Below are 24,588 nucleotides of genomic sequence, written 5' to 3' on the forward strand. Positions count from 1 at the left end.
AGTTGCGTTGTTCGGTGGGGCGCGATGCGCCGCGTCGAAGCTGCTCCATGTGCCACTTGACCGCTTCCGTGTACGGCATCGTACGGAGCTTGACGGTGCGGCAAGTCTGCGAGACTCCTAAAATAGAATATAGAGGGAGAATTGCCGCACGCTGGGGGGGCAAGGGGTCGCAGGTTCAAATCCTGTCGTCCCGACCAGCGTTTTCGCAGGTCGGAGGCCATTTTCTGTGCCGCTCGAAAAGTCATCGCCGCAGGTGAGCGGGGTGCGGTCGGGCCGCTGGGATGATGCCTTCTAAGATCGTGTCCTTGCTGTACAAGGTGACCCGGAAGCTGCTGACGGTTCCATCGGTACTCCTCCGCCGTGGGACGGCGAAGGACGCGGAACTGTTGGTGCTGCGGCACGAGAACGCGGTCCTGCGCCGCCAGTTGACCGGACCGGTCCGCTATGAGCCTGCCGACCGGTTCTGGTTCGCCGCCCTGTCCGGGCTGATACCCCGACGCCACTGGCGCGAGTTCTTCCCTGCCGCCCCCGGCATCCTGCTTGCCTGGCACCGGCGGGTTCATCGCCGCGAAGTGGGACTACACCGCGCGCCGGGGCATTGGTCGCCCACCCACCCCGGCAACGGTCAAGACACTCGTTGTGCGGTTGGCCCGGGAGAATCCGCGGTGGGGGCACAGGCGGATCCAAGGTGAACTGGCCCGACTCGGGTATCGGATCGCCGCTTCGACGGTCTGGGAGATCCTCAACACGGTCGGCATCGACCCCGCGCCACGTCGCTCAGGTCCCACCTGGCGCGCGTTCCTGACCGCGCAAGCCGAGGGCATCATCGCGGCGGATTTCTTCCACATCGACACCGCACTCGGCAGGCGGTTGTACGCGCTGGTGTTCCTCGAGCACGGCACCCGGCGGCTGCGCATCACCGGGGTCACCGTCCGCCCGACCTGGGACTGGGCAGTGCGGCAGGCCAGGAACCTCACCGCTGACCTGGGCATACGCCTCGACTCCTTGCGCTTCCTGCTGCGCGACCGCGATGGCAAGTACGGCGAGGCGTTCGACGCCGTCTTCCAGGCCGAGGAGATGGAGATCCTCAACAGTGCGCCACAAGCTCCCCGCATGAACGCGCACTGCGAACACATCATCGGCAGCATCCGGCGCGAAGCCCTCGACCACGTCCTGATCATGAATGAGGCCCACGCGCGCCACGTCTTCGCAGCCTACGAGCGGCACTACAACGAGCACCGACCCCATCAGGCCCGCTGCCAGCTACCACCCGACGCTCACGAACAACCCGCCGCGGCGCATGACCTCCACATCCATAAAGTCCTGCGCACCCGGATCCTCGGCGGCCTCATCAACGAATACAGACATGCGGCATGACGTGCAGCGATCACTTTTCGAGCGGCACAGGATGCTGAGGCCCCTCGCGCGCTACGGGCGGCCCGGCATGGCGGCAGGTGGAAGCCGAGATCCGGGCTGGTGCCGGCCGACGAGGATCACGGTCCCCGGTCACGATGACCAACAATCATCTGCTGTCTGTTGACAGTCGGCATTTTGGTCGCTCACTATGACCGCGACAAAGGATTCATGGTTAGCCGAAAGTCATTTTTCGGTCAAATGGCACGGTCTCGGTGCGCGAGTACGCACAGCCACGCGCCATCGGCCTGGAAAACCTCGAATCGAGGTCACAGCTATGACCGCCCCCTCTCCTCCGCTCCATACTTCTCTCTTGGCCGTTCGCGGCCTGACCAGAGCGTTCGGCTCCACCCGCGCGCTCGACGGAGTCGACCTGACCGTCAAGGCCGGCGAGGTGCACGCGCTGCTCGGCGCCAACGGCGCTGGCAAGTCGACTCTGCTCGCCATCGTGGCCGGTATCGAGAGCGCGGACACCGGTGACCTGGAGGTCACAGCCGGCGGCTCCCGCGATCGCCCGTCGGTGGCCATCGTCTACCAGGAGCTGTCGCTGCTGCCGCATCTGTCGGTGCTGGAGAACATCGCAACCCACGAACTGCTGCTCGCCGGCCGGGCACGGGGGCGTCGACGCCGAGCCCGTGCAGCCGCCCGCGCGGCACTGGCCTCCCTGGGCCAGGACACCGTCATCGACCTGGACGCCCGGGTCGGCGACCTCCCGCTGGACCGCCAACAGATGGTGGAGATCGCCCGCGGGCTCGCGCAGGGCTCCCGCCTGCTGCTCCTGGACGAACCCACCGCCTCGCTGAACCGGCCGCAGGTGGAGCGGTTGTTCACCGTGCTGCGCGGGCTGACCGCCGACGGGGTGGGCGTGGTGCTGGTCAGTCACCGCTTCCGGGAGATCCGCGAGGTGGCCGATGTGGCCACCGTGCTGCGGGACGGGCGCACGGTGACGGATCGGGTGCCGTTGACCGACATCGACGACCAAGCCTTGCTGACGGCCATGGTCGGGGACGCTGCCCGGGCGCTCGACCGGCCGACGCCGGTGGCAGACGCGGTGACCGGTGGGCCGCCCCTGTTTGAATTGCCTGACGCCGAGGCGCCCCTGCGAGTCGGCCCCGGCGAAGTCGTCGGGATCACCTCGCTCGATCCCAGTGCCGCCAGCGACCTGCTGCTTCGGGCCTGGGGTGACCGCCCCCACCCGCCCGGTCAGACGATGCGGGTCCTGGGCCGGCCCACTGGCCGTTGGTCGCCACAGCGCGCGTTGCGCGCGGGCGTCGGCTATGTCTCGGGCAACCGGGCCCGCGACGGCGTCTGGGGAAACCTCAGCGTGCTGGAACATCTCGTCGGCCCGCAGCGAGTCGCCCGACGACGCCTGATCGCTCGCCCGGACGTGGCCGCCGCTCGGCGGCTGGTCGACCGGTTCACCATCAAACTGCCCGATCTGACCGCCCCGCCCGGGGCACTCAGCGGCGGCAACCAGCAGAAGATGCTGTTCGCCCGCTGGGCCCCGCTGGGAGTACGGCTGCTGCTGCTCGACGATCCCACCCGGGGCGTCGACCTCCACGCCAAGGTGGACATCTTCCAGGCCATCGACGAAATCGCCGCCGACGGCGGCGGCGCCTTGTGGTGGTCCTCCGACCCCGAGGAGCTGGCTGCCCGCTGTCATCGCGTGCACGTGCTCGTCGGTGCCCAGGTCACCGCGACCCTCTCCGGCGCCCAGCTCACCGAGACGCAGATCGTCGACGCCCTGAACGCGAGCAGCATCCCCACCGCCGGGACGCGACCTCTGCCCGCAGTCTCCGTAGAGCCCGTGCGCCCCGCAGGCCACGCAGGATCCGCAGAAGGAGGAACTCGGTGACCACTGTCCGCACCGACCCGAACGACATCACATCCGGCCCGGTCCAGCCCTTTCACCGCGGTGGTCCACGCCTGCTGCGGGCCGCCGCCCGGTTCCGGGTGGAGCTGGTCATCGCCTTCGCCTGCATCCTGGTCGAACTCCTGCTCAGCACCGTTCAATCAGCCGCGATCAGCAGCGGCAACATCGCCAACATCGCCCAGAGCGCCGCGCCCCTGGTCATCATCGCCCTGGGCCAGCTGCTCGTCATCGTCACGGCCGGGATCGACCTCTCCGTCGGATCGGTGTTCTCACTGACCGGAATCGTCGCCGCCGCCCTGGTCAACCACCACGTTCCCGCCGGCGTCGCGGTATTGGGCGCGCTCGCCGTGGGCGCCTTGTGCGGGCTCGTCAACGGGGTGTGCGTGGCCGTGCTCGGACTGGCCCCGTTCATCGTCACCCTGGTCACCTACTCGGTGGCGGCCAGCCTGGCCTTCGTGGTCACCAGCGGCAACTCCCAGCCGGTCGCCTCCACCAGTTTCGGCTCCATCAACTCCGGTCACTACCTGGGGGTCCCCAACTACCTGCTGTACGTGATCGTGCTGGTCGTCCTGCTGCAACTGGTGCTGTCCGGCACGACCCAGGGCCGCTGGCTGTACGCGGTGGGCAGCAACGAGCGTGCCGCCAGGCTCATCGGGGTGCCGGTGCGCGGCATCAAGCTGGTCGCCTACACCGCCTCCGGGCTCCTGGCCGCGTTCGCCGCCGTCCTGTCGGTGTCCTATCTGGCCAACGCCGAAGCCACCGCCGGGAACGGCCTGGAGCTACAGGCCATCGCCGCCGTCGTCATCGGCGGCGCCAGCCTGTTCGGCGGGGTGGGCTCCGCGGCCAGCGCCCTCACCGGCGCGGTACTGGTCACGGTGATCCAGAACGCGGTGAACCTGCTCGGGGTCAACAGCTTCTACCAGGGCACCATCACCGGACTGGTCATCCTCCTCGCGGTACTCGCCGAGCGCGTCACCCGCCGCGGCCGCACCCGCGGCGCCTGATGACCCGGCCGACGAGGGACCTCCTGCCACCAGGCTCCACCAAGGCCCCAGCTCCCTGTCCACGGTTTCCCCATGGGCGGCTTCAGATCCCCCTCCCGAGTTCCCCATCCCGTCCTCCGGAAAGGACGCCCCCATGCGCTCCACCCGCTCCCGCAGTGCCCGTCGGGCTCGTAGATCGTTCGCCCTGTCGGCAACCGTCCTGGCCACGGTCCTGGCCGCGGCCGGATGTCAGGACAGCAACTCGGCCGCCCAAGGGCAGGCCAAGACCGTCAAGGGTCTGAAGCTTGCCTACCTCGCCCCGTCACTCGACATCTCATACTGGCAGTGGGTCTACTCGGGGGTCCGGCAGGAGGCTCGCAAACACGGCATAAGGGTGACCCAGTACAACGCCAACAACTCGCCCGGTGCACAGCTCGCGAACGTCAAGACCGCGATTGCCGCCGGAGCCGACATGATCGTTATCGGTCCGGTCAGCTCCACCAGCACCCCGCCGGTCCTCGCGGCGGCCAAGGCCGCGAAGGTGCCCATTTCCTTCGCCGGAATCGGCCCCCAGCCCGGAGCCACCGACTACACCTCAGCGATCACCGCCGACAACTACCGCACCGGCGTTGAGGAGGGCAGCTTCGTCTGCGAACAGGCCAAACAGCGCGGCGGCAACAAGGTCGGCATGCTGTCGCTGCCCCAGGACAGGGAGAACGCGCAGAAGTACCTGCGGGGAGCGCGGAAGAGCTTCGCCCGCGAGGGCTGCAAGCTGGTGCAGATCCTGCAGGCCCGCACCCTGACCGTCAGCGAGGCGGTCTCCCAGACCAACGACCTGCTCACCGCCCATCCCGGCATTACCGGTATCTACGGCATGTACGACGCGGCCGGCACGGGGGCCGCCAAGGTACTCAAGACCCGTCGGCTGGTCGGCAAGGTTGCTCTCGCCACCGCCGACGGCAGCCCCACCACCGTCGCGCTGCTCAAGGAGGGCGCCCTCCAGGGACTGTTCTTGCAGGAGGCCGTCGGACAGGGGATGCAGGCGGTCACCCAGGACGTCAACGCCATGCTCGGCAAGCCGATCACCAAGAACATCCCCCTCGCCGAGCCCCTGGTCACCACCAAGTCACTGAACTCGCCCGACTCGCAGAAGGTCTTGCGGCGGACCTACCCGCCGTCGGCAGGTCCTTACAGCTGATCCACCGGAAACCGACATCGCGGAGACCGATATGTTCACCGATCACGATCTCGTCGACCTCACCCTCACCCTCGACGAACGACTGCCCACCACCTGGCCGCCTCATGTCCCCTTTCTCCGGCACATCTGGAACTGGTTCGATGACGTGGACGAGGGGCACCACGTGCTGCGCAGCCACTGCGGCTCGTACTTCACCGAGGCGCTGCTGCTGGACGAGCACATCGGGACCCACTTCGACGCCCCGGCCCACTTCGTCGAGAAGCACGCCCACACGGGATCGGACCCGATCACCGGTGACATGGTCGATGTGCGGGTCTTCTGCGGCGCCGCCGCGGTCATCGGCGTCACGGCCGTCGAGGAGCGCGGTGCCGATCCCGGTGCCAGCCCCTTCATCACCAAGAGCGACGTGGAGACCTGGGAGAAGCGGCACCGGGCGCTGCGAGCCGGTGACATCGCCCTGTTCCGCACCGGCTGGGACCGCCACTACACCAGCCGTAACGGCGGGCGCGGATACGCCTACGACGTCGCCGTGCTGAAACAGTCGCCCGGGTGGCCCGCACCGGACGTCGACTGTATGCGTCACCTGCTCGATCGCGGAGTGCGCTGCGTCGGCACGGACGGCCCCAGCATGGGAGCCGCGCACGACGGCGGGCCGGTCCATGTCGAGGGCCTGGGCGGTGGTGCCGTGTTCATCGAAGGGCTCGCCAGACTCGACCAACTTCCCGCCACCGGAGCCCACTTCCAGTTCCTCCCGCTGAAGATTTCCAGGTCGTCCGGCGGGCCGGGCAGGGCGGTCGGCTGGTTGCCCGCGGCCCGGTAGAGGGGCGCCTCCCCGTCGTGGAGGCAACTGCGCGCTACCCGAGTAGATGACATAGGTCTTCGCCGGATGGGTTGACAGCGCTTCATCAGCGCCGCAGCATCTCTCTCGACTGTTGACTGTCAACAGACAGCAGTTGCCATTGTCGGGGACAGATGACCCGCTTACGATCGAGGAGGATCGGCATGGCTGAGTCCAGGGCGCCGCAACAGGCGGCGCACGGGTCGCCCGAGCGGCTGAGGGTCGCCGTCGGATGCGGGGTCGGCGCGACCATCGAGACATACGACTTCATCGGCTTCGGGACGGCCGCGGCGCTCTACTTCGGAGACGTGTTCTTCCCCGACTCCGACCCGCTGTCGGCGACCCTGCTGTCCTTCGCGACGCTGGGGATCGGCTTCGCCGCCCGGCCTCTGGGCGGTATCGTCGCCGGCCACCTCGGGGACCGCGTCGGCCGCAAGCCCGTACTGGTCGGATCCCTGCTGCTGATGGGCATCGCGACCGTGCTGATCGGCTGTCTGCCCACCTACCAGATGGTCGGGGTCTGGGCTCCGGTCCTGCTGGTGGCCGTCCGCGTGATCCAGGGGCTCGCCTTCGGCGCCGAGTGGGGTGGCGCCATCCTGATGACCTTCGAGCACGCCCCGTGGCGCCGGCGCGGCCTGTACACGGGCATCACACAAGCCGGCTTCCCGGTCGGACTGCTGCTCGCCAACCTCGCGTTCCTGTTGAGCCGGCACACCCTGGACGACACCTGGGCCTGGCGCGTGCCGTTCCTGCTCAGCGCCGTCCTGATCGCCGTGGGTATCTTCATCCGGCTCAAGATCGACGAGTCGCCCCAGTTCGAGGAGGTCAAGGAGTCCGGCGAACTCGTCAAGAACCCGCTGTTCACAGTGATCCGCGAGGACTGGCGCAACGTTCTGCGGGCCTTCTGCCTGCGGACCACGGAGACAGCGGGATACGCCGTCTCGGTCACCTTCGTCCTGTCCTACCTGGACGACGGCGACGCCCCCGACGTATCGAGCACCACCACCCTCACCGCGCTGGTGACGGCCGCGGCCCTCGGCATCGCGGCCACCACGCTCTGGGGCCGCCTGTCGGACCGGGTCGGTCGGCGCCCGGTCTACCTGTTCGGCTGCGCCGTGAGCGTCGTCTGGGGCATCCCGCTCTTCCTGTTCGTCAACACCGGGACCGCGGCACTGGTCATGGTCGCCTTCGTGATCAGCTATGTCGTCTGCCAGAACTGCCTGGCCGGTGTCCAGGGGGCCTGGTTCTGCGAGCTGTTCGCCACCAACACCCGCACCGCCGGAACGTCCCTGGCCTATCAACTGTCCGCGGTGGTCTCCGGATTCACGCCCATGATCGCGACCGCGCTGTACTCCGGCACCGGGTGGATCGGCCCCGCCGTGCTGTTCACCTGCTACGGCCTGCTGGGCTTCGTGGCGACGCTGGTGACGCGCGAGACATGGGGCGAGGCGGAGCGCCGGGAGACCGACCGGGCCGTGACGGCGTCCACCGAACCCGCGCTCAAGGCCGCCCACTGAGACCTCAAGACCGCTCACCGAGAGAAGAAAAGAGGATGTCCGCGATGACCACTCAGGCCACCCCCGTGACGGGGGTGTCGCCCGCCGAGCGGGTGCGCGCTTTGAAGGAATCCGCCTACCGCATCCGTATGCACGCGCTGGACATGGGGGAGACCCAAGGGCAGGGCTACATCGGACAGGCCCTGGGCGTGGCCGACGTCCTGGCCGTCGTCTACCAGGACGTCCTCAACCACCGTCCCCACGATCCGGAGTGGCCGCGGCGTGACAGGTTCCTGCTGTCGATCGGGCACTACGCGATCGCGCTGTACGCGGCGCTCGCCGAGGCGGGCGTGCTGGACGCCGGCGAACTCGCCACCTACGGAAGTGACGACTCGCGTCTGCCCATGTCGGGCATGGCCTCGTACACCCCCGGCATGGAGATCTCCGGTGGCTCCTTGGGACACGGTCTGGGCGTAGCCACCGGCATGGCCCTCGGCCTGCGCCACCAGGGCAGCGACGCCCGCGTGTACAACCTGCTCTCCGACGGCGAACTCGACGAGGGCTCCACCTGGGAGGCCGCGCTGGCCTGCGCCCATCACGGGCTGGACAACGTCACCGCCATCGTCGACGTCAACGCCCTTCAGGCGGACGGCCCGACCACGGGCGTCCTGCGCACCGAGCCGGTCACGGCCAAGTGGGAGGCGTTCGGCTGGCATGCCATCCGCGTGGACGGCAACGACATCGACGCGCTCCTCGCGGCCTTCGACAGCCTGCGCGAACACCGCGGATCACCTGCTGCGCTCATCTGCGACACCAGGATCGGGTGCGGTGTGCCGATGCTGGAGACCCGGGAAAAGGCGCACTTCATGCGGGTGGAGGAACACGAATGGCAGGCCGCCCGCGATCAGTTGACCCAGCGTCACCGGGGCGGCGCCGACTCCGACCGCGCAACCACCCACGGAGAGGGACTCGCTCGATGAACAACCCCGCGCCGACTCACGCCGCACCCACGCCGGCCCAGGCCCCCAAGCGGAGGCTCACCACCTCCGCGATGATCGCCTCCATCGCCGAAGAGGGACAGCGCACCACCAAGGCACCCTTCGGGCACGCGCTGGCACAGCTCGCCGAGGAACGCCCCGACGTGGTCGGACTCTCGGCGGACCTGGCGAAGTACACCGACATGCACATCTTCCGCGAGGCCCACCCCGACCGCTTCTTCCAGATGGGCATGGCGGAACAGGTGATGCTGGGCGCGGCAGCGGGGCTGGCCGAGGTGGGCCTGACCCCGTTCGCCTCCACCTACTCCGTCTTCGCCACCCGCCGCGCCTACGACTTCCTGTGCCTGGACATCGCCGAGCCGCACCTCAACGTCAACGTCGTCGGCGCGCTCCCCGGACTGACCACCGGCTACGGGCCCAGCCACCAGGCGACCGAGGACCTGGCCATCCTGCGCGGCATGCCCGGCCTGACGATCGTCGACCCCGCGGACTCCGTCGACATCGCACAGGCCGTCCCGGCACTGGCCGCCCACCCCGGCCCCACCTACACACGACTGCTGCGCGGGGCGGTGCCCACCGTCCTGGACGAGTACGACTACCGGTTCGAACTCGGCAAGGCGGCGCAGCTGCGTGGCGGCCGTGACGTGCTGTTCATCTCGACCGGTCTGATGACGGTACGGGCCCTGAAGGCGGCGGCGGAACTCGAAGCCGACCATGTCGACGTCGCCGTTCTGCACGTGCCGACGATCAAGCCGTTCGACCGCGAGACGGTGCTGCGGGAGGCCGGCACGGGGCGCCTCGTGGTGACCCTTGAGAACCACAGTGTCGTCGGAGGCCTCGCCGAGTCCGTGGCTTCCAGCCTGGCCTTCGCCCAGCAGACGGCCCGCATCGTCCCGATCGGACTGCCCGACGAGTTCCTCGCCGCGGGCGCACTGCCCACCCTCCACGACCGCTACGGCCTCTCCGTCGCGGCGATCAAGGAACGCGTCCGCCGCGAACTCTGACCCGCGCGGGGCATCCGCGCTCACTCCCTTCTCCACTCCCCATTCCACCCCTCAGGAGCACCGCATGGCCAGCGATCACACCCCCCGCACCGCCGTCGTCACCGGGGCGGGCTCACGTCGCGGCATCGGACGCGCCACCGCGCACGCGCTGGCCGCCGCCGGCTACCACATCGCCGTCCTCGACCTGGACAAGGAGGCCGCCGAGGACACCGCCCGGGAGGCCGCCGCCCGGCACGGCGTACAGGCGTTGGGCCTGGTGGCGGACATCACCGACGCCGACGCGGTGGAAGCGGCGATCACGCAGACCGAGGCGGTACTCCCGCCGATCGGTGCCCTCGTCAACAACGCGGGCATCACCTCGCCGACCCGTTTCCTCGATGTCACGCCCACCGAGTGGGACAAGATCTTCGAGGTGAACGTCCGCGGCAGCTACCTGGTCACCCACCGGGTGGCCGCGGGTATGGCCGAGCGTGGGTTCGGCCGCATCGTCTTCCTTTCCTCTGTCTCGGCCGAGCGCGGCGGCGGCGTCTTCGGGGGAGTGGCCTACTCGGCCGCCAAGGCCGCCCTGCTCGGCTTCGCCAAGGCGCTTGCCCGCGAACTCGGGCCCACCGGGGTCACCGTCAACTCTGTCGCCCCCGGTCTGATCGACACCGACATCACCCAGGGCAAGCTGGACGAGGACCGCAAGGCAGCCATGATCGCGGACATCCCCGTGCGCCGTACCGGCAGCGTCGACGACGTGGCCGACGTCATCGCCTTCCTGTCCCGGCCCGAATCCGGCTACCTCACTGGCGTCACCTACGACGTCAACGGCGGATCCCACCTGCACTGAGAGGAGACTTCGGGGCCGTTCGCTCACCTCTGGGACCCGAGCCCGGGGGCGAGCGGACCCAGGACCTCTCCGGCGGAAGCGCTCCGCGCCATTCTCGCCCGGGGCCCGTGGTCCCCTGGTGGCGGTCCTGAGCGATGGCCCAGGTCACTGCCCAGCAGGATCCGCAGCGGCTCACCGTCGACGAAATCGCGCGCCGCGCCCGCATCGGCAAGGGCACCGACCACCTGCACGGGAAGACGAAGAGTGTTCGCCGCGCTGCCGCTGCCTGAGTTCCAGGGCATGCTCGGTGTCATCGCCTCCGAGGCCGAGCAAGACCCGGCGGCGCTCGTCCGCACTCCACGTGGGATCGCCGTCCCCGCAGGCCCCTCCACGGAACAGCGGGCGGGCCTGCTCGGTCGGGTGATCAAAGGGCTGTCGAGCCTTCCGCCGCACCAATGGAGGCGTCCATGCGCGCAGCCCGGAAAGATGTTGTCTCCGTATTGGCCGATGCCCGGAGCGGGCCGACCCGACTCCCGCCCCTCGCCCTGACCTGGCTGAGTGCGCCCCGGCGTGAACACGGCACCTCAGGTCGTGGTGGTCAGGCGGTCTCGCGAGTGCCTTCGCGTTCGATGCCCAGCTGCTCGATCGCCGAGGCCATGTGCGTGTGCAGGATCTCCCGGGCCGCCGCGGCGTCTCCGCGGGCGATCGCGTCGGCGATGGGCTCGTGGGCTGTTGCGGACATGGCCACGTCGCGGCGTTCACTGGCGGCGCTCATGATCACCACGCGCATCGGCCCCTCGAGCTGCCGCCAGGTCTTGAGGAGTACCGAGTTACCGGAAAGCTCGCACAACAGGAGGTGGAAGCCGAGATCGGCCTCGACCTTCGAGGCCAGATCCGCGCCTGACGCGAAGGCCTCCTTGAGTATTTCCAGGGCCTTGCGCAGGGCCTCGGCCGCGTCCTGCCTGCGCGGTGACGCGATGATCTGTGCCACCGCGAGTCCTTCCAGCGCTTCCCGGACCTGGAAGAGTTCCCGGACCTCGGTCGAGGTCAGCCGGGACACGCGCAACATGCCACGTGCTCCCGCGGTGACGAGGCCTTCCTGCTGGAGGTGGCGCAGGGCTTCGCGTACCGTGCCGCGGCTCACCGACAGGTGCTCGGCGATCTCTACTTCTCCGAGGTGGTCGCCGGGCTTGTACTGGCCGGTGGTGATGGCCGTCCGCAGCGCCACGAGCGCACGCTCCCGGAGGGTCGTCGAGCGGGTGAGACTGGCAAGCGCCTGACCAGACACGGCTTAACCCTCCTTCAAGTCCTCGCGTGATCATAGTAGCCGGAAATGGTGTCATCTGTTGACGGTCGGCAGGGAGCGGTATCGGCGCGAAGCTTCGCGCTGGGGGTCAAGGGGTCGCAGGTTCAAATCCTGTCGTCCCGACCAGCGTTTTCGCAGGTCGGAGGCCGTTTCCTCGAAGTGAGGGAACGACCTTCCTGACGTTTTGTCGGCTTGTGGTCGCAAGGTGGTCGCATGCGCCCGAGCGTTTCGGGGCCGGGCTGCTGCAACTCGTGGCTCCTTTGGGCCGCCTGATGATGGTCACCTGGTTGTGCCGTTTCGGGATGTGGTCGCAGGGTGGTCGCGGTGCCGGTATTGGCTGTGGGGGAGTGGTCGGCCGGGCGGCCTGGGTGAGGGTTTTGTCGATGGCGTCAACGGCTTCGCGTGCTGCTTGCGCGGTGAGGTGGCTGTAGATGTTCGCAGTGGTGGACGGGGTCGAATGCCGCAGGGTTTTCGAGACCACGGTCAGCGGGACGCCGGCGATGATCGAGATGGTGGCCGCGAGGTGGCGGAGGTCGTGAAGTGTCGTGCGGGGGACGTGGGCGTCTCGGCACAGTAGGTGGAAGCGGTTGAGTGCGTATTGCGGGTGGAGCGGCCTGCCGTCGGGGCGGTGGAAGACGAAGTAGCCCCGAAGTCCCTGTGTCGCCGAGGAGCACTTCTCCCGGGCGCGGTGGCGGAGCGCATGGTGATCGCTTCCAAAAGTTGCACATTGAACCGCTACGCCCATTGTCGCGCACGGCCCGGGCGATTCTGCGACCGCATGCGACCACAACGGCATCTGTAGCCTTCTTGACCTGCGGCGATCCCTTGGTCGGGCGACAAGTGCGGAGCAGCGGTCGTCGGTGTTCCGATGGCCGAAGGTTGTGTTGCCTCATAAATAGAGTGCCAAGCGACTCATGAGTGTCAGACCCTGTCCGCGTGCTCAAGGGCGCGGTCGGTGACCTCGCGTCGGCGTGATCCGATGCTCGCCAGCCGCGGCAGCGCTGCCAGTGCTGTCGGGCAAGGCACGCTGCCTCCTCGGCTTGACGCCAGAGTTCTCGTGGTCGGTCCGCTGACGGCACAACTGCTCGCCCGTGAAGCGGCTGCCTTCTGGGCCCCACTGGTGACGACACTGCACTGTCACCTGGCCAGGCTCCTCGCCGCCAAGGACAGCTCGCAGACCCCGTCGCGCGGGGTGTCCGAAGGAGAGCCCCACCGCACGACGGGATCGGAAGGTTCACCCCGCCGAGGAGGTGAGCATGCCGCTCACCCACAGCCAGTCGCTGTCACCGTGGGCGGCAGTCATGAAGCGTGGAGGCACGCTGCTCGTACGCCCCCGGCGGCAGTGAGCAGGGCCCCGAGCAGGCATTCACTCCGGGCTCGGGGCCCGACCCGACGCCGACGGTTCAGGCCGAGTCCCACGGCGAGGTCGGTCGTCTGTACGTTGAGAACGAGTAGCCGGGGGCGCTGAGGAGCCTACCGGCGTACGCGTCGCGGTCGTCGGGCGCCGGGCCAGGATACAGGGCGGCACAGTGCGCGCACGGCGTCGCCGAGGAGGATGTGGGCTTCGCGCTCGGGTTGGACCTGCCGCTGGCCGTCGATGTTGGGCTGGGCGTGCAGGGTGCCGAGGTAGCGGGAGTTCTGGTACCCAGGTGGGACGATCGGTGTCCGATGGACCGTACGGAGTGGACGGGGTGTCCACGGTGTGGCTCAACTGGTACGTCAGTTGCCGGGGCTCGGGGTCATGCTGCGGCGCCGGCGCCGGCCTCGCCTTTGCTGTCGGCCTGCTCGGGGGTTTCGGGGGCGAGACGTCGAGTCGGCCCGGCAGGAGCGGCGTGCTCAGCTGGATGAGGCGGAGAGACAGGTGGCCCGTGCGGAGCGCGAGGGTGCGCCCCGGCCGCCGACGGAGGACGGCTGGGCCGCCCCGCGGGGCGGCCGGGACGGTGGCCGCGGACGACGTCGGAAGAGAGCCCGCCGTACAGTTGCTCGTATGGTGGACGCGGATGTGTCGACCTCGGCCGGGGCCGCCGAACAGCTGCTCGAGGAGCTGGTCAGCGCCACCCAGCAAGCCTCCCCTGCGGAGTTCCCGGAGGTCCTGAACCGCTATGCCGGGGCCATGGGCCTGGGCCGTGCCGTCGTCCATCTGATCGATCTCCAGCAGAGGCTGCTGCTGCCGCTGGCCGAGGACGAGACGGAACTCCCGGTAGACGCCTCCCTCGCAGGATGGGCGTACCGCACGGACTCCCTGCGGGTGGAGGAGGACGGTTCGGGCGGGCTGGTCGTATGGCTGCCGCTGGCCAACGGGGCCGAGCGGCTGGGAGTCCTGCGACTGCGGATGGAGTCCCTGGACGGGCTGCGGCTGTGGCGCTCGCGGGCGCTGGCCTCGCTCCTCGGCTTGGTGATCACCTCCAAGCGCACCTACATCGACACGTTCGCGCAGCGCACCCGGACCCGGCCCATGCAGCTGTCCACGGAGATGGTGCGGGCCTTTCTGCCACCACGTTCGATCGGCACCGGCCGGGTGATCTCCACCGCGGTCCTGGAGCCCGCGTACGAGCTGGGAGGCGATGCCTTCGACCATTCGTTCACCGAGGACGTGCTGCACGCCACGATCCTCGACGCCATGGGCCACGATCTGGCGTCCGGCCTCGCCACCTCCGTGGCAATGGCGGGGTCACGCAATGCCCGGCGCACGGGCGCCGACCTGGCCTCGCTCGTCGGTGCCGTGGACTCGGCGCTGTCGACCTGGCTCCCAGATCAGTTCTGCACCGGCATCTTCACCCAGTTGCACATGCCCACGGGGGTGCTGCGCTGGTCCAACTGCGGCCACCCGTCCCCTTTGCTCATCCGCCGCCACCGGCTGCTGGAGAAGGAACTGGAGCGGCCTTCCGAGCCTCCGCTGGGGATGCCCGCCGGCCTGGCCGCCAGTCCCCGGCAGATACACGAGGCGGCCCTGGAACCCGGTGACCGGATTCTGTTGTACACCGACGGTGTCGTGGAATCGCGCAACGAGGGAGGCGAACAATTCGGCCTGGACCGCTTCACCGACTACATCATCCGGTCGACGGCCGCCGGGCAGAACGCCACGGAGGTGCTCCGCCTGCTTATTCATGCCATCCTCGACCACCGGCGCGACGAACTCAGCGACGACGCCACGATTCTGATGATCGAATGGCGACCGCCGGGACCGTAAGACGATGTCATCCGTGGTGAACGAGGCTCTCGACACGGTGTACCTGGCCACGGCCACGATGGATTCGCGCGGCGTCGTGACCGGGTGGAGCGAGGGCGCTCAGCAGCTGCTCGGCTACCGGCCCGAGGAGATCGTGGGGCGAGCGGTGACCGAGCTGTGGGCCGGGGAGACCGCCGCCGAGGCGGTCGGGCGCTGCCTGGCCGGCCGGTCGAGGTGGAGCGGACGGGTGGCGCTGTGCCACCGTGACGGCCATCGCGTGGAGGCGGGGGCACTGGCGCACCGCGTGGTGGCGGACGGCGGTGCCACCGGGTGGCTCCTGGTGTCCGCCGTCGCGCGGGAACCGCGTTCGCCCGAGGCCGACGCGGCTGTGGGGGTGTTCGCCCAGGCCCCGTGCGTGCTCGCGGTCTTCGACATGGACCTGCGGCTGGTGCGGGCGAACGCCGAAATGGAGGCGGCGGCCACCCTCACCGAGGATCGGATGCGCGGTATGCGCCTGGTCGAGCTCCTGTCGCACCCGGAGAGCGAGAAGATCGAGGAGGGCATGCGTCGCGTGCTGGAAAGCGGAGAACGGCAGGTCCTGGAGGCTTATCTGCGGGTGCCGGGGGAGAGCCGCGAGCACGCCTGGACGATCTCGCTCGCGCCGCTCAAGGACCGGACGGGCCGCGTGTACGGCGTGTGTTTCGCCGCGTACGACACGACCCGTCGGCACCAGGCCCAGGAGCGGTTGCTGCTGCTGAACGAGGCGGGGAAGCGCATCAGCTCCACCCTGGACATCGCGCATGTCGCCCATGAACTGGCCGACGTGGCCGTCCCCCGGGTCGCCGATTTCGTCGGCGTAGACCTGCTCACCTTTCTCGACCGGGGTGAGGAACCCCCCTCGGGCCCGCTGTCCGGTCCCATCACCATGTGCCGCGCCGCCCATCGCTCCGTCCTCCCCGGAACCCCGGAGGCCGTGGTCGACGTGGGCGAAGTGGACACCCACCCGGAGTCCTCACCGTCGGGCGAATGCCTGGCCGAGGGCCGGGCCATCCTCTACCAGGTGACCGACGAGCTCATGGTCCGGTGGGACGCCCTCGACCCGGTACGGGCCGCCCGGATCCGGGAGTACGGGATCCACTCGGAGCTGGTGGTGCCTATGCGCGCCCGCGGTGTCACCCTTGGCGTGGTGTTCTTCGCGCGCCACCGGACGCCCGTGCCCTTCGACGAGGACGACCTGCTGCTTGCCGAGGAGATCACAGCCCGAGCGGCCGTATGCGTGGACAACGCACGCCGCTACAAGCGCGAGCGCATGACGGCCAGGGCTCTGCGGCGCAATCTGCTGCCGCGGCGCCTGCCCGACCTGGCCGCGATGGAGGTCACCTCGCGCTATCTGCCCTCGGAACCCTGGGCCGGCGTGGGCGGCGACTGGTTCGACGTGATCCCGCTCTCTGGCGCTCGCGCCGCCTTGGTGGTCGGCGATACCGTGGGCCGCGGCGTCCAGGCGTCCGCCAGCATGGGGCGGCTGCGCAGCGCCATCCGCACCCTGGCCGATATCGATCTGCCGCCCGGCGAGCTGATCACCCACCTCGACGATCTCGTGACCCGGCTGGCGGCCGAGGACGATCCCGAATCCCCCGAACCCCCCGGCGCCACCGGCGCCACCTGCCTGTACGCGGTCTACGACCCGGTCTCCCGCCACTGCACGCTCGCCAGCGCCGGCCACCCCCCGCCCATCGTGGTCACCCCGGACAGCACCGCCGACATCCTCGACGTCCCCAACGGCCCGCCCCTCGGCCTCGGCACCCTGCCCTTCGAGGCGGTCGAGACCGAACTGTCCGAGGGCAGTGTCCTCGCCCTCTACACCGACGGTCTGGTCCACGGCCGCGACCGCGCGATCGACGAGGGACTGGGGGCGTTGTGCGAGGCCCTGGCCCAGCCGGGCCCGTCCCTGGACGCCCTCGGTGACACCGTCCTGCGGACTCTGCTCCCCGCCCGCCCCGAAGACGACGTCGCCCTGCTCCTCGCCCGCACCCGGGCCCTAGGCCCCGACCGGGTCGCCACCTGGGAGATCCCTCCGGAACCCGCCGTCGTCTCCCGGATCCGGCGGGAGGTCACCGCCCAACTGATGGACTGGGGACTGGAGAAGCTGGTCTTCACCACCGAGCTGGTCGTCAGCGAACTGGTCACCAATGCGATCCACTACGGTCACCCTCCCATCCGGCTGCGCCTGATCCGCGACCGCGCGCTCATTTGCGAGGTCCGCGACGCCAGCAGCACGGCACCGCATCTGCGCCGGGCCCGCGCGCTCGACGAGGGTGGCCGCGGCCTCTTCCTGGTGGCCCAACTCGCCCAGCGCTGGGGCACTCGCCTGGAGGTCCATGGCAAGACCATCTGGGCCGAGCAGGATCTCTCCGACGACTGAGCGGGGGCCGGGGGCTCCGCCTCAACCCGCCGCCAGCGCACCGCGGCCGCACGGACATGACGGTCGCGCCACCGTCCATCCGCCGTCACTCGCGGCCTTGGGCCGGATGACGGCAGTAGGCGCATGCGTGTGGTGGTGAGACGAGGAGCGGTCATGAAAGCGGCTGTATACGAACGACCACGGAACGTCGTGGTCGGTCGGCTCGGCGGTCAACGCTCAAGGTCGGCATGTATGTGGTGCTGTCGTTCATCGCGCGCCGCCGTCCTGGTTTCCTGAGGCCCACGATGCCGGGGCGCGTCCCGGCCGCGCGGGACGGTCATCCCTGCCCGGGCCAGCCTGGGAGGCGGCGGGTCGGTCTGCCCGGGTGTGGGTCGCCCGGATCGCGCCCGTTCGTACCTGTCCTCGGTGGCGGACTGGCGGCACCGGAATTTGGCCCCACAGGCGCAGGCGTTCATTGCCCCGCTTTGCCACTCTTGCGGCGTAGATCCCGTAAGTCCTGCCCCGTCGCCCGACCGGACACCGGGGCGAAGATCGTGGCCGCCTCGGAAGGAGTTGCCATGGCCAAGGCAGTCGGTATCGACCTGGGCACGACCAACTCGGTCATCGCCGCGTGGGAAGGCGGTGAAGCCTCGGTCGTCCCCAATGCCGAAGGCAGCCGCACCACCCCGTCCGTCGTGGCGTTCACCGACACCGGTGAGCGGCTGGTAGGTCAGCTGGCCCGGCGCCAGGCGATCCTCAACCCCAAGGGAACCATCTACTCGGCCAAGCGCTTCATCGGCCGAAAGTTCGACGAGGTGTCGGACGAGGCCAAGGCGGTCGCCTATGACGTCGTCGAGGGCGAGCACGGCCTCGCGCGCTTCAAGGTGCGCGACAAGCTGCACTCGCCGGAGGAGATCAGCGCCCTGGTGCTGCGCAAGCTCGCCGACGACGCCGGGAAGCAGATGGGCGAGCGGGTGACCGAGGCGGTCATCACGGTGCCCGCGTACTTCAACGACGCCCAGCGCAGCGCCACCAAGGACGCCGGTGAGATCGCGGGTCTGGAGGTGCTGCGGATCATCAACGAGCCGACCGCGGCGGCCCTCGCCTACGGCATGGACAAGAAGGAGCACGAGACGGTGCTCGTCTTCGACCTCGGCGGCGGCACCTTCGACGTGTCCGTCCTGGACGTCGGGGACGGCGTGGTGGAGGTGCGCTCCACTGCGGGCGACAGCCATCTCGGCGGCGACGACCTCGACCGCCGCCTGGTCGACTATCTTGCCGACAAGTTCCAGCAGGACACCGGTATCGATCTGCGCCAGGACCCGCAGGCGCTGCAGCGGCTCTTCGAGGCGGCGGAGAAGGCCAAGGTGGAGCTGAGCTCGGTGACCCAGACGCAGGCCAATCTGCCGTTCATCACCGCCGATGCCTCCGGGCCCAAGCACCTGACCGAAACGATCATGCGGTCCACGTTCGAGCAGATCACCTCCGACCTGGTGGAGCGCTGCCTCGGCCCGGTCCAGCAGGCCATGGGGGACGCCAAGGTCAGCGAGAACGATATCGACGAGGTCATCCTCGTCGGTGGCTCCACCCGGATGCCGGCCGTCCAGACGCTGGTGCGCCGGCTGACCGGCGGCAAGGAGCCCAATATGAGCGTGAACCCCGACGAGGTCGTGGCGTTGGGCGCCGCGATCCAGGCCGGGGTGCTCAAGGGTGAGGTCAAGGATGTGCTGCTGCTGGACGTCACCCCGCTCTCACTGGGCGTCGAGACCCGCGGTGGCGTGATGACGAAGATCATCGACCGGAACACCACCATTCCGGTGCGCCGCACCGAGACCTTCTCCACGGCCGAGGACAACCAGCAGGCCGTCGACATCGTGATCCTCCAGGGCGAGCGCGAGCGGGCCGCCGACAACCGGGTGCTCGGCCGTTTCCAGCTGACCGGTATCCGCCCGGCGTCGCGTGGCGAACCGCAGGTCGAGGTCACCTTCGACATCGACGCCAACGGCATCCTCAACGTCACCGCCCGCGACCGGGACACCGGCAAGGAGCAGTCCGTCCTGATCAGCGAGACCGGAAACCTCGACCGCGGCGAGGTCGAGCGCATGGTCCAGGAAGCCGAGCGCAACCGCGGCGAGGACCAGGCGCTGCGCGAGGCCGTGGACGCGCGCAACGAACTGGACGCCGTCGCCTACCAGGTCGAGAAGCGGTTGCAGGAACTGGGTGACGCCGCGCCCTCGCACGAGAAGTCGCGTGCCGAGATGCTGGTGACCGAGGCCCGCCAGGCCGTCAAGGACGAGGCCGGCGTGAACGAGGTCAGGCCGCGGATCTCCGAGCTCCAGCAGGTCTACGCCGGGCTGCAGGCCCACGGCGCGGAGGCCGCCGCGGGCGCGGGCGCGGCAGGCGGCGAGGCCGGCGGACCGCGGGGCGCCGGGCCGGGGCAAGCCGGTGAGGGCGTCGACGAAGACGTGATCGACGCCGAGTTCGACAAGGGCTGAGGCGGCGAACGTGTCCAGCCAACCCCAGGAGCGCGAACCGGTGCCGGAGGGCGCCGCACCGGAGCCCGGGCAGGATCTGCCCACTCCCGAGCGGGAGCAGGCGCAGCCGCCCCAGGAGCCCGGCCCGGACGCGGCCGGGGGGCCCGCCCCGCCCACCGGCGAACGGGCCGAGCACGAGGCGGCCCTGGCGGAGCTCGAGGACAAGTGGAAGCGGGCCCTGGCCGATCTGGACAATCTGCGCAAGCGCCACACCAGGGAGCTGGAGCGGGAGCGGGCCACCGAGCGGGCCCGCACCGCCTCGGCGCTGCTGCCCGTCATCGACAACCTCGAACTCGCCCTCTCCCACGCCGGATCCGACCCCGACGCGATCGTGGAGGGCATCAAGGCCGTGCGCGACCAGGCCGTGGACACCCTCGCCCGGCTCGGCTACGAGCGGGAGGCCGAGACCGGCGTGCCGTTCGACCCGGCCCGGCACGAGGTGGTGGGCGTGATCGAGGACGCCGACGCGGAACCGGGGACGGTGGTCCAGGTGCTGCGCCCCGGCTACGGGAAGGCCGACAAACAGCTGAGGCCGGTAGCCGTCGCCGTCGCCAAACGGGAGTGACCGGCCATGGCACGGGACTTCTACGACGTACTCGGGGTTTCCCGGGGCGCGAGCCAGGACGAGATCCAGCAGGCGTTCCGCAAGCTGGCCCGCAAATACCACCCGGATGTGAACAAGGACCCCCGGGCCGAGGAGCGCTTCAAGGAGCTCAACGAGGCGTACGCCGCGCTCTCCGACCCGAAGGCCCGTGCCCGCTATGACCGGTTCGGCGAGGACTACCGCAAGATTCCCGAGGACTGGGAGGAGCGGGTCGGGGCCGGTGTCGGCGGCGGAGGCGGCGGATTCCGTGGCTGGACGACCTCGGGGGACGGGGACCGGGTCCGGTTCGTCCGTGGCTTCGGCGACGACGTCGGGGGCGGCGGAGTCGACTTCGAGGACCTGTTCGGCTCCTTCTTCGGCGGCGGCACGGGGGGCCGGGGCGGAGGCCGCGTGGACATCCCCGGCGCCGACCAGGAGGCCGAACTGCCGCTCACCGTCGAGGACGCGTACCGCGGCGGCCGCCGCACCGTCACCCTGGCCGGACCCACGGGCCGGCGCACCTTCGAGGCCGATGTCCCGCCCGGCGTCGTGGACGGCCAGCGCATCCGGCTGGCCGGACAGGGCGGCCACGGCACTGGCGACGCCCCGGCGGGCGACCTGTATCTGCGGGTACGGATCCAGCCGCACCCGCGGTTCCGGCTGGACGGCCGTAACGTCCATGTCCACCTCCCGGTGGCTCCCTGGGAGGCCGCGCTCGGCGCGACCGTCCCCGTGCCCACCCCCGGCGGCACTGCCAAGGTGACGGTTCCCCCCGGCACCTCCAGCGGCCGCAAGCTGCGACTGCGCGGCGAGGGCATGCCCAACCCCGGCGGTCCGAGCGGCCACCTCTACGCCGAGATCCGCATCATGGTGCCGCCCGAACTCACCCACCGCGAGCGGGAGCTGTTCGAAGCGCTCGCCGCCACCTCCTCCTTCGATCCCAGGAGTGAGCGATGAGCACGCACGCGACCACGACGCGGACGGACACGAGGTACGCGCCCGTCCCGTCCATCCACTACGACCTGGTGCCCGCCCGCAGGCTTTCCTTGGAAACCGTGGCCCGTCGCACGGGGCTCCATCCCGACCTGGTGGCGAGGTTCGTCGCCCTCGGCCTCGTCGACGCCGAGCGTGATCACGCGGGGCGACTGGTGTTCGCTCCTTCCGCCCCGGCGGTGCTGGGCCGCATCGAGCGCCTGCACGCCGGAATGTGCCTGAACTACGCCTCCATCGGTCTGGTACTCGATCTGCTCGACCGCATTGACCGGCTCGAAGACGCACTGCGCCGCAGCGGCGCGAGGAGTGATCAACCGCCATGGACATGAACCGTCTCACCGAGAAGTCCCAGGAAGCCCTCCAGAACGCCCAGACCACTGCGATGCGGTTCGGGCACACCGAAGTCGACGGCGAGCACCTGCTGTTCGCACTCCTCGACCAGCCGGAGGGCCTGATCCCGCGACTGGTCACCCAGGTGGGCGCCGATCCCGAGGCGATGCGCTCGATGCTGGAGGCCGAGCTGGCACGCAAGCCCAAGGTCACCGGCCCCGGTGCCGCCCCCGGACAGGTCTTCATCACCCAGCGCCTGTCCCAGTTGCTGGACACCGCCGAGCAGGAGGCCAAGCGGCTCAAGGACGAGTACGTTTCGGTCGAACACCTCGTCCTCGCGTTCACTGACGAGGGGGCCGGCACCGCGGCCGGACGCGTGCTCAAGGAGCACGGCATCACCAAGGACGCGTTCCTCCACGCCCTCACGCAGGTCCGTGGCAGCCAGCGGGTCACCTCCGCCAACCCGGAAGTGGCGTACGAGGCGCTGGAGAAGTACGGCCGCGACCTGGTCCTGGAGGCCCGCTCCGGCAAGCTGGACCCGGTCATCGGCCGGGACGCCGAGATCCGCCGGGTGACCCAGATCCTCAGCCGCAAGTCGAAGAACAACCCGGTGCTCATCGGCGACCCCGGCGTCGGCAAGACCGCCATCGTCGAGGGCCTGGCGCAGCGCATCGTACGCGGTGATGTGCCCGAAGGGCTGCGCGACAAGACCGTGTTCGCCCTCGACATGGGCTCCCTGGTCGCCGGCGCCAAGTACCGCGGCGAGTTCGAGGAACGGCTCAAGGCCGTACTGGCCGAGGTCAAGGCCGCCCAGGGCAGGATCCTGCTCTTCATCGACGAGCTGCACACCGTGGTCGGCGCCGGGGCGGCCGAGGGCGCCATGGACGCGGGGAACATGCTCAAGCCGATGCTGGCCCGCGGCGAGCTGCACATGATCGGCGCGACCACCCTCGACGAGTACCGCAAGCACATCGAGAAGGACGCCGCGCTGGAGCGCCGCTTCCAGACGGTGATGGTGGACGAGCCCGGCGTGGAGGACACCATCTCCATCCTGCGGGGCCTGCGCGAGCGGCTGGAGGTCTTCCACGGCGTCAAGATCCAGGACACCGCCCTGGTCGCCGCCTCCACCATGAGCCACCGCTACATCAGCGACCGGTTCCTGCCCGACAAGGCAATCGACCTGGTCGACGAGGCCTGTGCCCGGCTGCGTACCGAGATCGACTCCATGCCCGCCGAGCTGGACGAGATCACCCGCCGGGTCACCCGGCTGGAGATCGAGGAGGCCGCGCTCTCCAAGGAGACCGACCCGGCCAGCCGGCAGCGGCTGGAGGAACTGCGCAAGGAACTCGCTGACCTGCGGGCCGAGGCCGATGCCAAGCGCGCCCAGTGGGAGGCCGAGCGGCAGTCCATCCGCCGGGTGCAGGAGCTGCGCAGGGAACTGGAGGAGGTGCGCCGCGAGGCCGAGGAGGCCGAACGCAACTACGACCTCAACCGCGCCGCCGAACTGCGCTACGGCAAGCTCCAGGAGCTGGAGCGCAAGCTGGCCGCCGAGGAGGAGCAACTGGCCGCCAAGCAGGGTGAGCACCGGCTGCTGCGCGAGGTCGTCACCGAGGACGAGATCAGCGACATCGTGTCCGCCTGGACCGGAATCCCGGTCTCCCGCCTCAAGGAGGGCGAACGGGAGAAGCTGCTGCGCCTGGACAAGATCCTGCAGGAGCGCGTCATCGGACAGGACGAGGCGGTCAAGGCCGTCTCCGACGCCATCATCCGCGCCCGCTCCGGCATCCGGGACCCGCGCCGGCCGATCGGCTCGTTCCTCTTCCTCGGCCCGACCGGCGTCGGAAAGACCGAGCTGGCCAAGGCGCTGGCCGCGGCCCTCTTCGACACCGAGGAGAACATGGTCCGCCTCGATATGAGCGAGTACCAGGAGCGGCACACCGTCAGCCGGCTGGTCGGTGCCCCACCGGGATACGTCGGCTACGAGGAAGGCGGTCAGCTCACCGAGGCGGTGCGGCGCAAACCGTACTCGGTCGTGCTCCTGGACGAGATCGAGAAGGCGCACACCGACGTCTTCAACACCCTGCTGCAGGTCCTCGACGACGGCAGGATCACCGACGCCCAGGGGCGCGTGGTGGACTTCCGCAACACCGTCATCATCATGACCTCCAACATCGGCTCCGTGCACCTGCTGGACGGCGTCACCTCCGAGGGCGAGCTCAAGCCGGACGCCCGGGGCCTGGTGATGAGCGAGCTGCGCGGGCACTTCCGCCCCGAGTTCCTCAACCGGATCGATGACATCGTGCTGTTCAAGCCGCTCGGCGAGCCCCAGATCGAGCGGATCGTGGAGCTGCAGTTCGACGAGTTGCGCAAGCGGCTGGCCGAGCGCCTGATCGCCGTCGAACTCACCCCGGAAGCCCGGAAGGTCATCGCCCACGAGGGCTACGACCCGGTCTACGGCGCCCGGCCGCTACGCCGCTTCATCTCCCACGAGGTCGAGACCCTCATCGGACGTGCCCTGCTGAAGGGCGACGTCCAGGAGGGCACCACCGTCAAGGTCGACGCCCAGCACGGCGAACTGGTGGTCACCTACGAACAGCCGTCGGGCGAGCACGCCGAGGAACGAGCCCGGCAGGAAGTCGGAGAGGCAGCGTGACCGGC

The 24,588-nt window shown here is 69.6% G+C and carries 18 protein-coding genes and 1 pseudogene; 17 read left to right on the top strand and 2 right to left on the bottom strand.

Features of this window, described 5'->3' with window-relative positions:
* Window positions 1-284 precede the first annotated feature (284 nt).
* The 10 genes and pseudogenes from ACZ6CL_RS30200 (at window position 285) to ACZ6CL_RS30245 (ending at window position 10,904) form a co-directional block, all read left to right on the top strand.
* A pseudogene (locus ACZ6CL_RS30200) lies at window positions 285-1,377 on the top strand (integrase core domain-containing protein).
* Between the two features lie 349 nt (window positions 1,378-1,726).
* Entirely contained in the window at window positions 1,727-3,268 is a 1,542-nt protein-coding gene (locus ACZ6CL_RS30205) for an ATP-binding cassette domain-containing protein (protein ID WP_468941235.1), read from the top strand.
* Window positions 3,265-4,290, top strand: coding sequence for an ABC transporter permease (locus tag ACZ6CL_RS30210; protein WP_468941238.1), 1,026 nt, complete (start codon window positions 3,265-3,267; stop codon window positions 4,288-4,290). The genes ACZ6CL_RS30205 and ACZ6CL_RS30210 overlap by 4 nt, the downstream gene beginning before the upstream one ends.
* A gap of 133 nt (window positions 4,291-4,423) precedes the next feature.
* Window positions 4,424-5,467 (top strand): substrate-binding domain-containing protein, encoded by a 1,044-nt coding sequence (locus ACZ6CL_RS30215; RefSeq protein WP_468941241.1) that lies wholly within the window; start codon window positions 4,424-4,426, stop codon window positions 5,465-5,467.
* Between the two features lie 31 nt (window positions 5,468-5,498).
* On the top strand, window positions 5,499-6,287 hold the full coding sequence (locus ACZ6CL_RS30220) for a cyclase family protein (protein ID WP_468941244.1): 789 nt from the start codon (window positions 5,499-5,501) through the stop codon (window positions 6,285-6,287).
* Window positions 6,288-6,469: 182 nt separating this feature from the next.
* The gene (locus tag ACZ6CL_RS30225) at window positions 6,470-7,822 is read left to right on the top strand and encodes an MFS transporter (RefSeq protein ID WP_468941246.1); all 1,353 of its coding nucleotides are present in this window, start codon (window positions 6,470-6,472) and stop codon (window positions 7,820-7,822) included.
* A 44-nt stretch (window positions 7,823-7,866) separates the two neighbouring features.
* Window positions 7,867-8,781 (top strand): transketolase, encoded by a 915-nt coding sequence (locus ACZ6CL_RS30230; protein WP_468941249.1) that lies wholly within the window; start codon window positions 7,867-7,869, stop codon window positions 8,779-8,781.
* Window positions 8,778-9,803 carry a transketolase family protein gene (locus ACZ6CL_RS30235; protein WP_468941252.1) on the top strand — a complete coding sequence of 342 codons (1,026 nt, stop codon included), beginning with the start codon at window positions 8,778-8,780 and terminating at the stop codon, window positions 9,801-9,803. Before ACZ6CL_RS30230 ends, ACZ6CL_RS30235 begins: the two co-directional genes overlap by 4 nt.
* Before the next feature lie 64 nt (window positions 9,804-9,867).
* Window positions 9,868-10,635 carry an SDR family NAD(P)-dependent oxidoreductase gene (locus ACZ6CL_RS30240; RefSeq protein WP_468941255.1) on the top strand — a complete coding sequence of 256 codons (768 nt, stop codon included), beginning with the start codon at window positions 9,868-9,870 and terminating at the stop codon, window positions 10,633-10,635.
* Between the two features lie 134 nt (window positions 10,636-10,769).
* Window positions 10,770-10,904 (top strand): hypothetical protein, encoded by a 135-nt coding sequence (locus ACZ6CL_RS30245; RefSeq protein WP_468941257.1) that lies wholly within the window; start codon window positions 10,770-10,772, stop codon window positions 10,902-10,904.
* Window positions 10,905-11,212: 308 nt separating this feature from the next.
* On the opposite strand, the gene ACZ6CL_RS30250 is transcribed toward ACZ6CL_RS30245, so the two are convergent.
* Window positions 11,213-11,902: a GntR family transcriptional regulator gene (locus ACZ6CL_RS30250; RefSeq protein ID WP_468941260.1), complete on the bottom strand. Its 690-nt coding sequence runs from the start codon at window positions 11,900-11,902 to the stop codon at window positions 11,213-11,215.
* Window positions 11,903-12,008: 106 nt separating this feature from the next.
* Window positions 12,009-12,716 (bottom strand): tyrosine-type recombinase/integrase, encoded by a 708-nt coding sequence (locus tag ACZ6CL_RS30255; protein ID WP_468941263.1) that lies wholly within the window; start codon window positions 12,714-12,716, stop codon window positions 12,009-12,011.
* 1,191 nt (window positions 12,717-13,907) lie between these two features.
* Here ACZ6CL_RS30255 and ACZ6CL_RS30260 point away from each other — a divergent pair.
* The 7 genes from ACZ6CL_RS30260 to clpB all read left to right on the top strand — a co-directional run bounded on the left by ACZ6CL_RS30260 (window position 13,908) and on the right by clpB (window position 24,583).
* Window positions 13,908-15,110, top strand: coding sequence for a PP2C family protein-serine/threonine phosphatase (locus tag ACZ6CL_RS30260; RefSeq protein ID WP_468941266.1), 1,203 nt, complete (start codon window positions 13,908-13,910; stop codon window positions 15,108-15,110).
* A gap of 4 nt (window positions 15,111-15,114) precedes the next feature.
* Window positions 15,115-17,511, top strand: a complete 2,397-nt coding sequence (locus ACZ6CL_RS30265; RefSeq protein ID WP_468941269.1) for a SpoIIE family protein phosphatase — start codon at window positions 15,115-15,117, stop codon at window positions 17,509-17,511.
* A 557-nt stretch (window positions 17,512-18,068) separates the two neighbouring features.
* A complete protein-coding gene (gene dnaK / locus ACZ6CL_RS30270) occupies window positions 18,069-19,985 on the top strand; it encodes a molecular chaperone DnaK (RefSeq protein ID WP_468941272.1) in 1,917 nt (638 codons plus the stop codon).
* A 10-nt stretch (window positions 19,986-19,995) separates the two neighbouring features.
* On the top strand, window positions 19,996-20,589 hold the full coding sequence (locus tag ACZ6CL_RS30275) for a nucleotide exchange factor GrpE (protein WP_468941275.1): 594 nt from the start codon (window positions 19,996-19,998) through the stop codon (window positions 20,587-20,589).
* A gap of 6 nt (window positions 20,590-20,595) precedes the next feature.
* Complete coding sequence (locus ACZ6CL_RS30280; RefSeq protein WP_468941277.1) at window positions 20,596-21,564, top strand: DnaJ C-terminal domain-containing protein; 969 nt, start codon at window positions 20,596-20,598, stop codon at window positions 21,562-21,564.
* Complete coding sequence (locus ACZ6CL_RS30285; RefSeq protein ID WP_468941279.1) at window positions 21,561-21,929, top strand: chaperone modulator CbpM; 369 nt, start codon at window positions 21,561-21,563, stop codon at window positions 21,927-21,929. The genes ACZ6CL_RS30280 and ACZ6CL_RS30285 overlap by 4 nt, the downstream gene beginning before the upstream one ends.
* Complete coding sequence (gene clpB / locus ACZ6CL_RS30290) at window positions 21,920-24,583, top strand: ATP-dependent chaperone ClpB (RefSeq protein ID WP_468941282.1); 2,664 nt, start codon at window positions 21,920-21,922, stop codon at window positions 24,581-24,583. The genes ACZ6CL_RS30285 and clpB overlap by 10 nt, the downstream gene beginning before the upstream one ends.
* Window positions 24,584-24,588 lie beyond the last annotated feature (5 nt).

This window comes from Streptomyces sp. NPDC041200 (genome assembly GCF_055591805.1).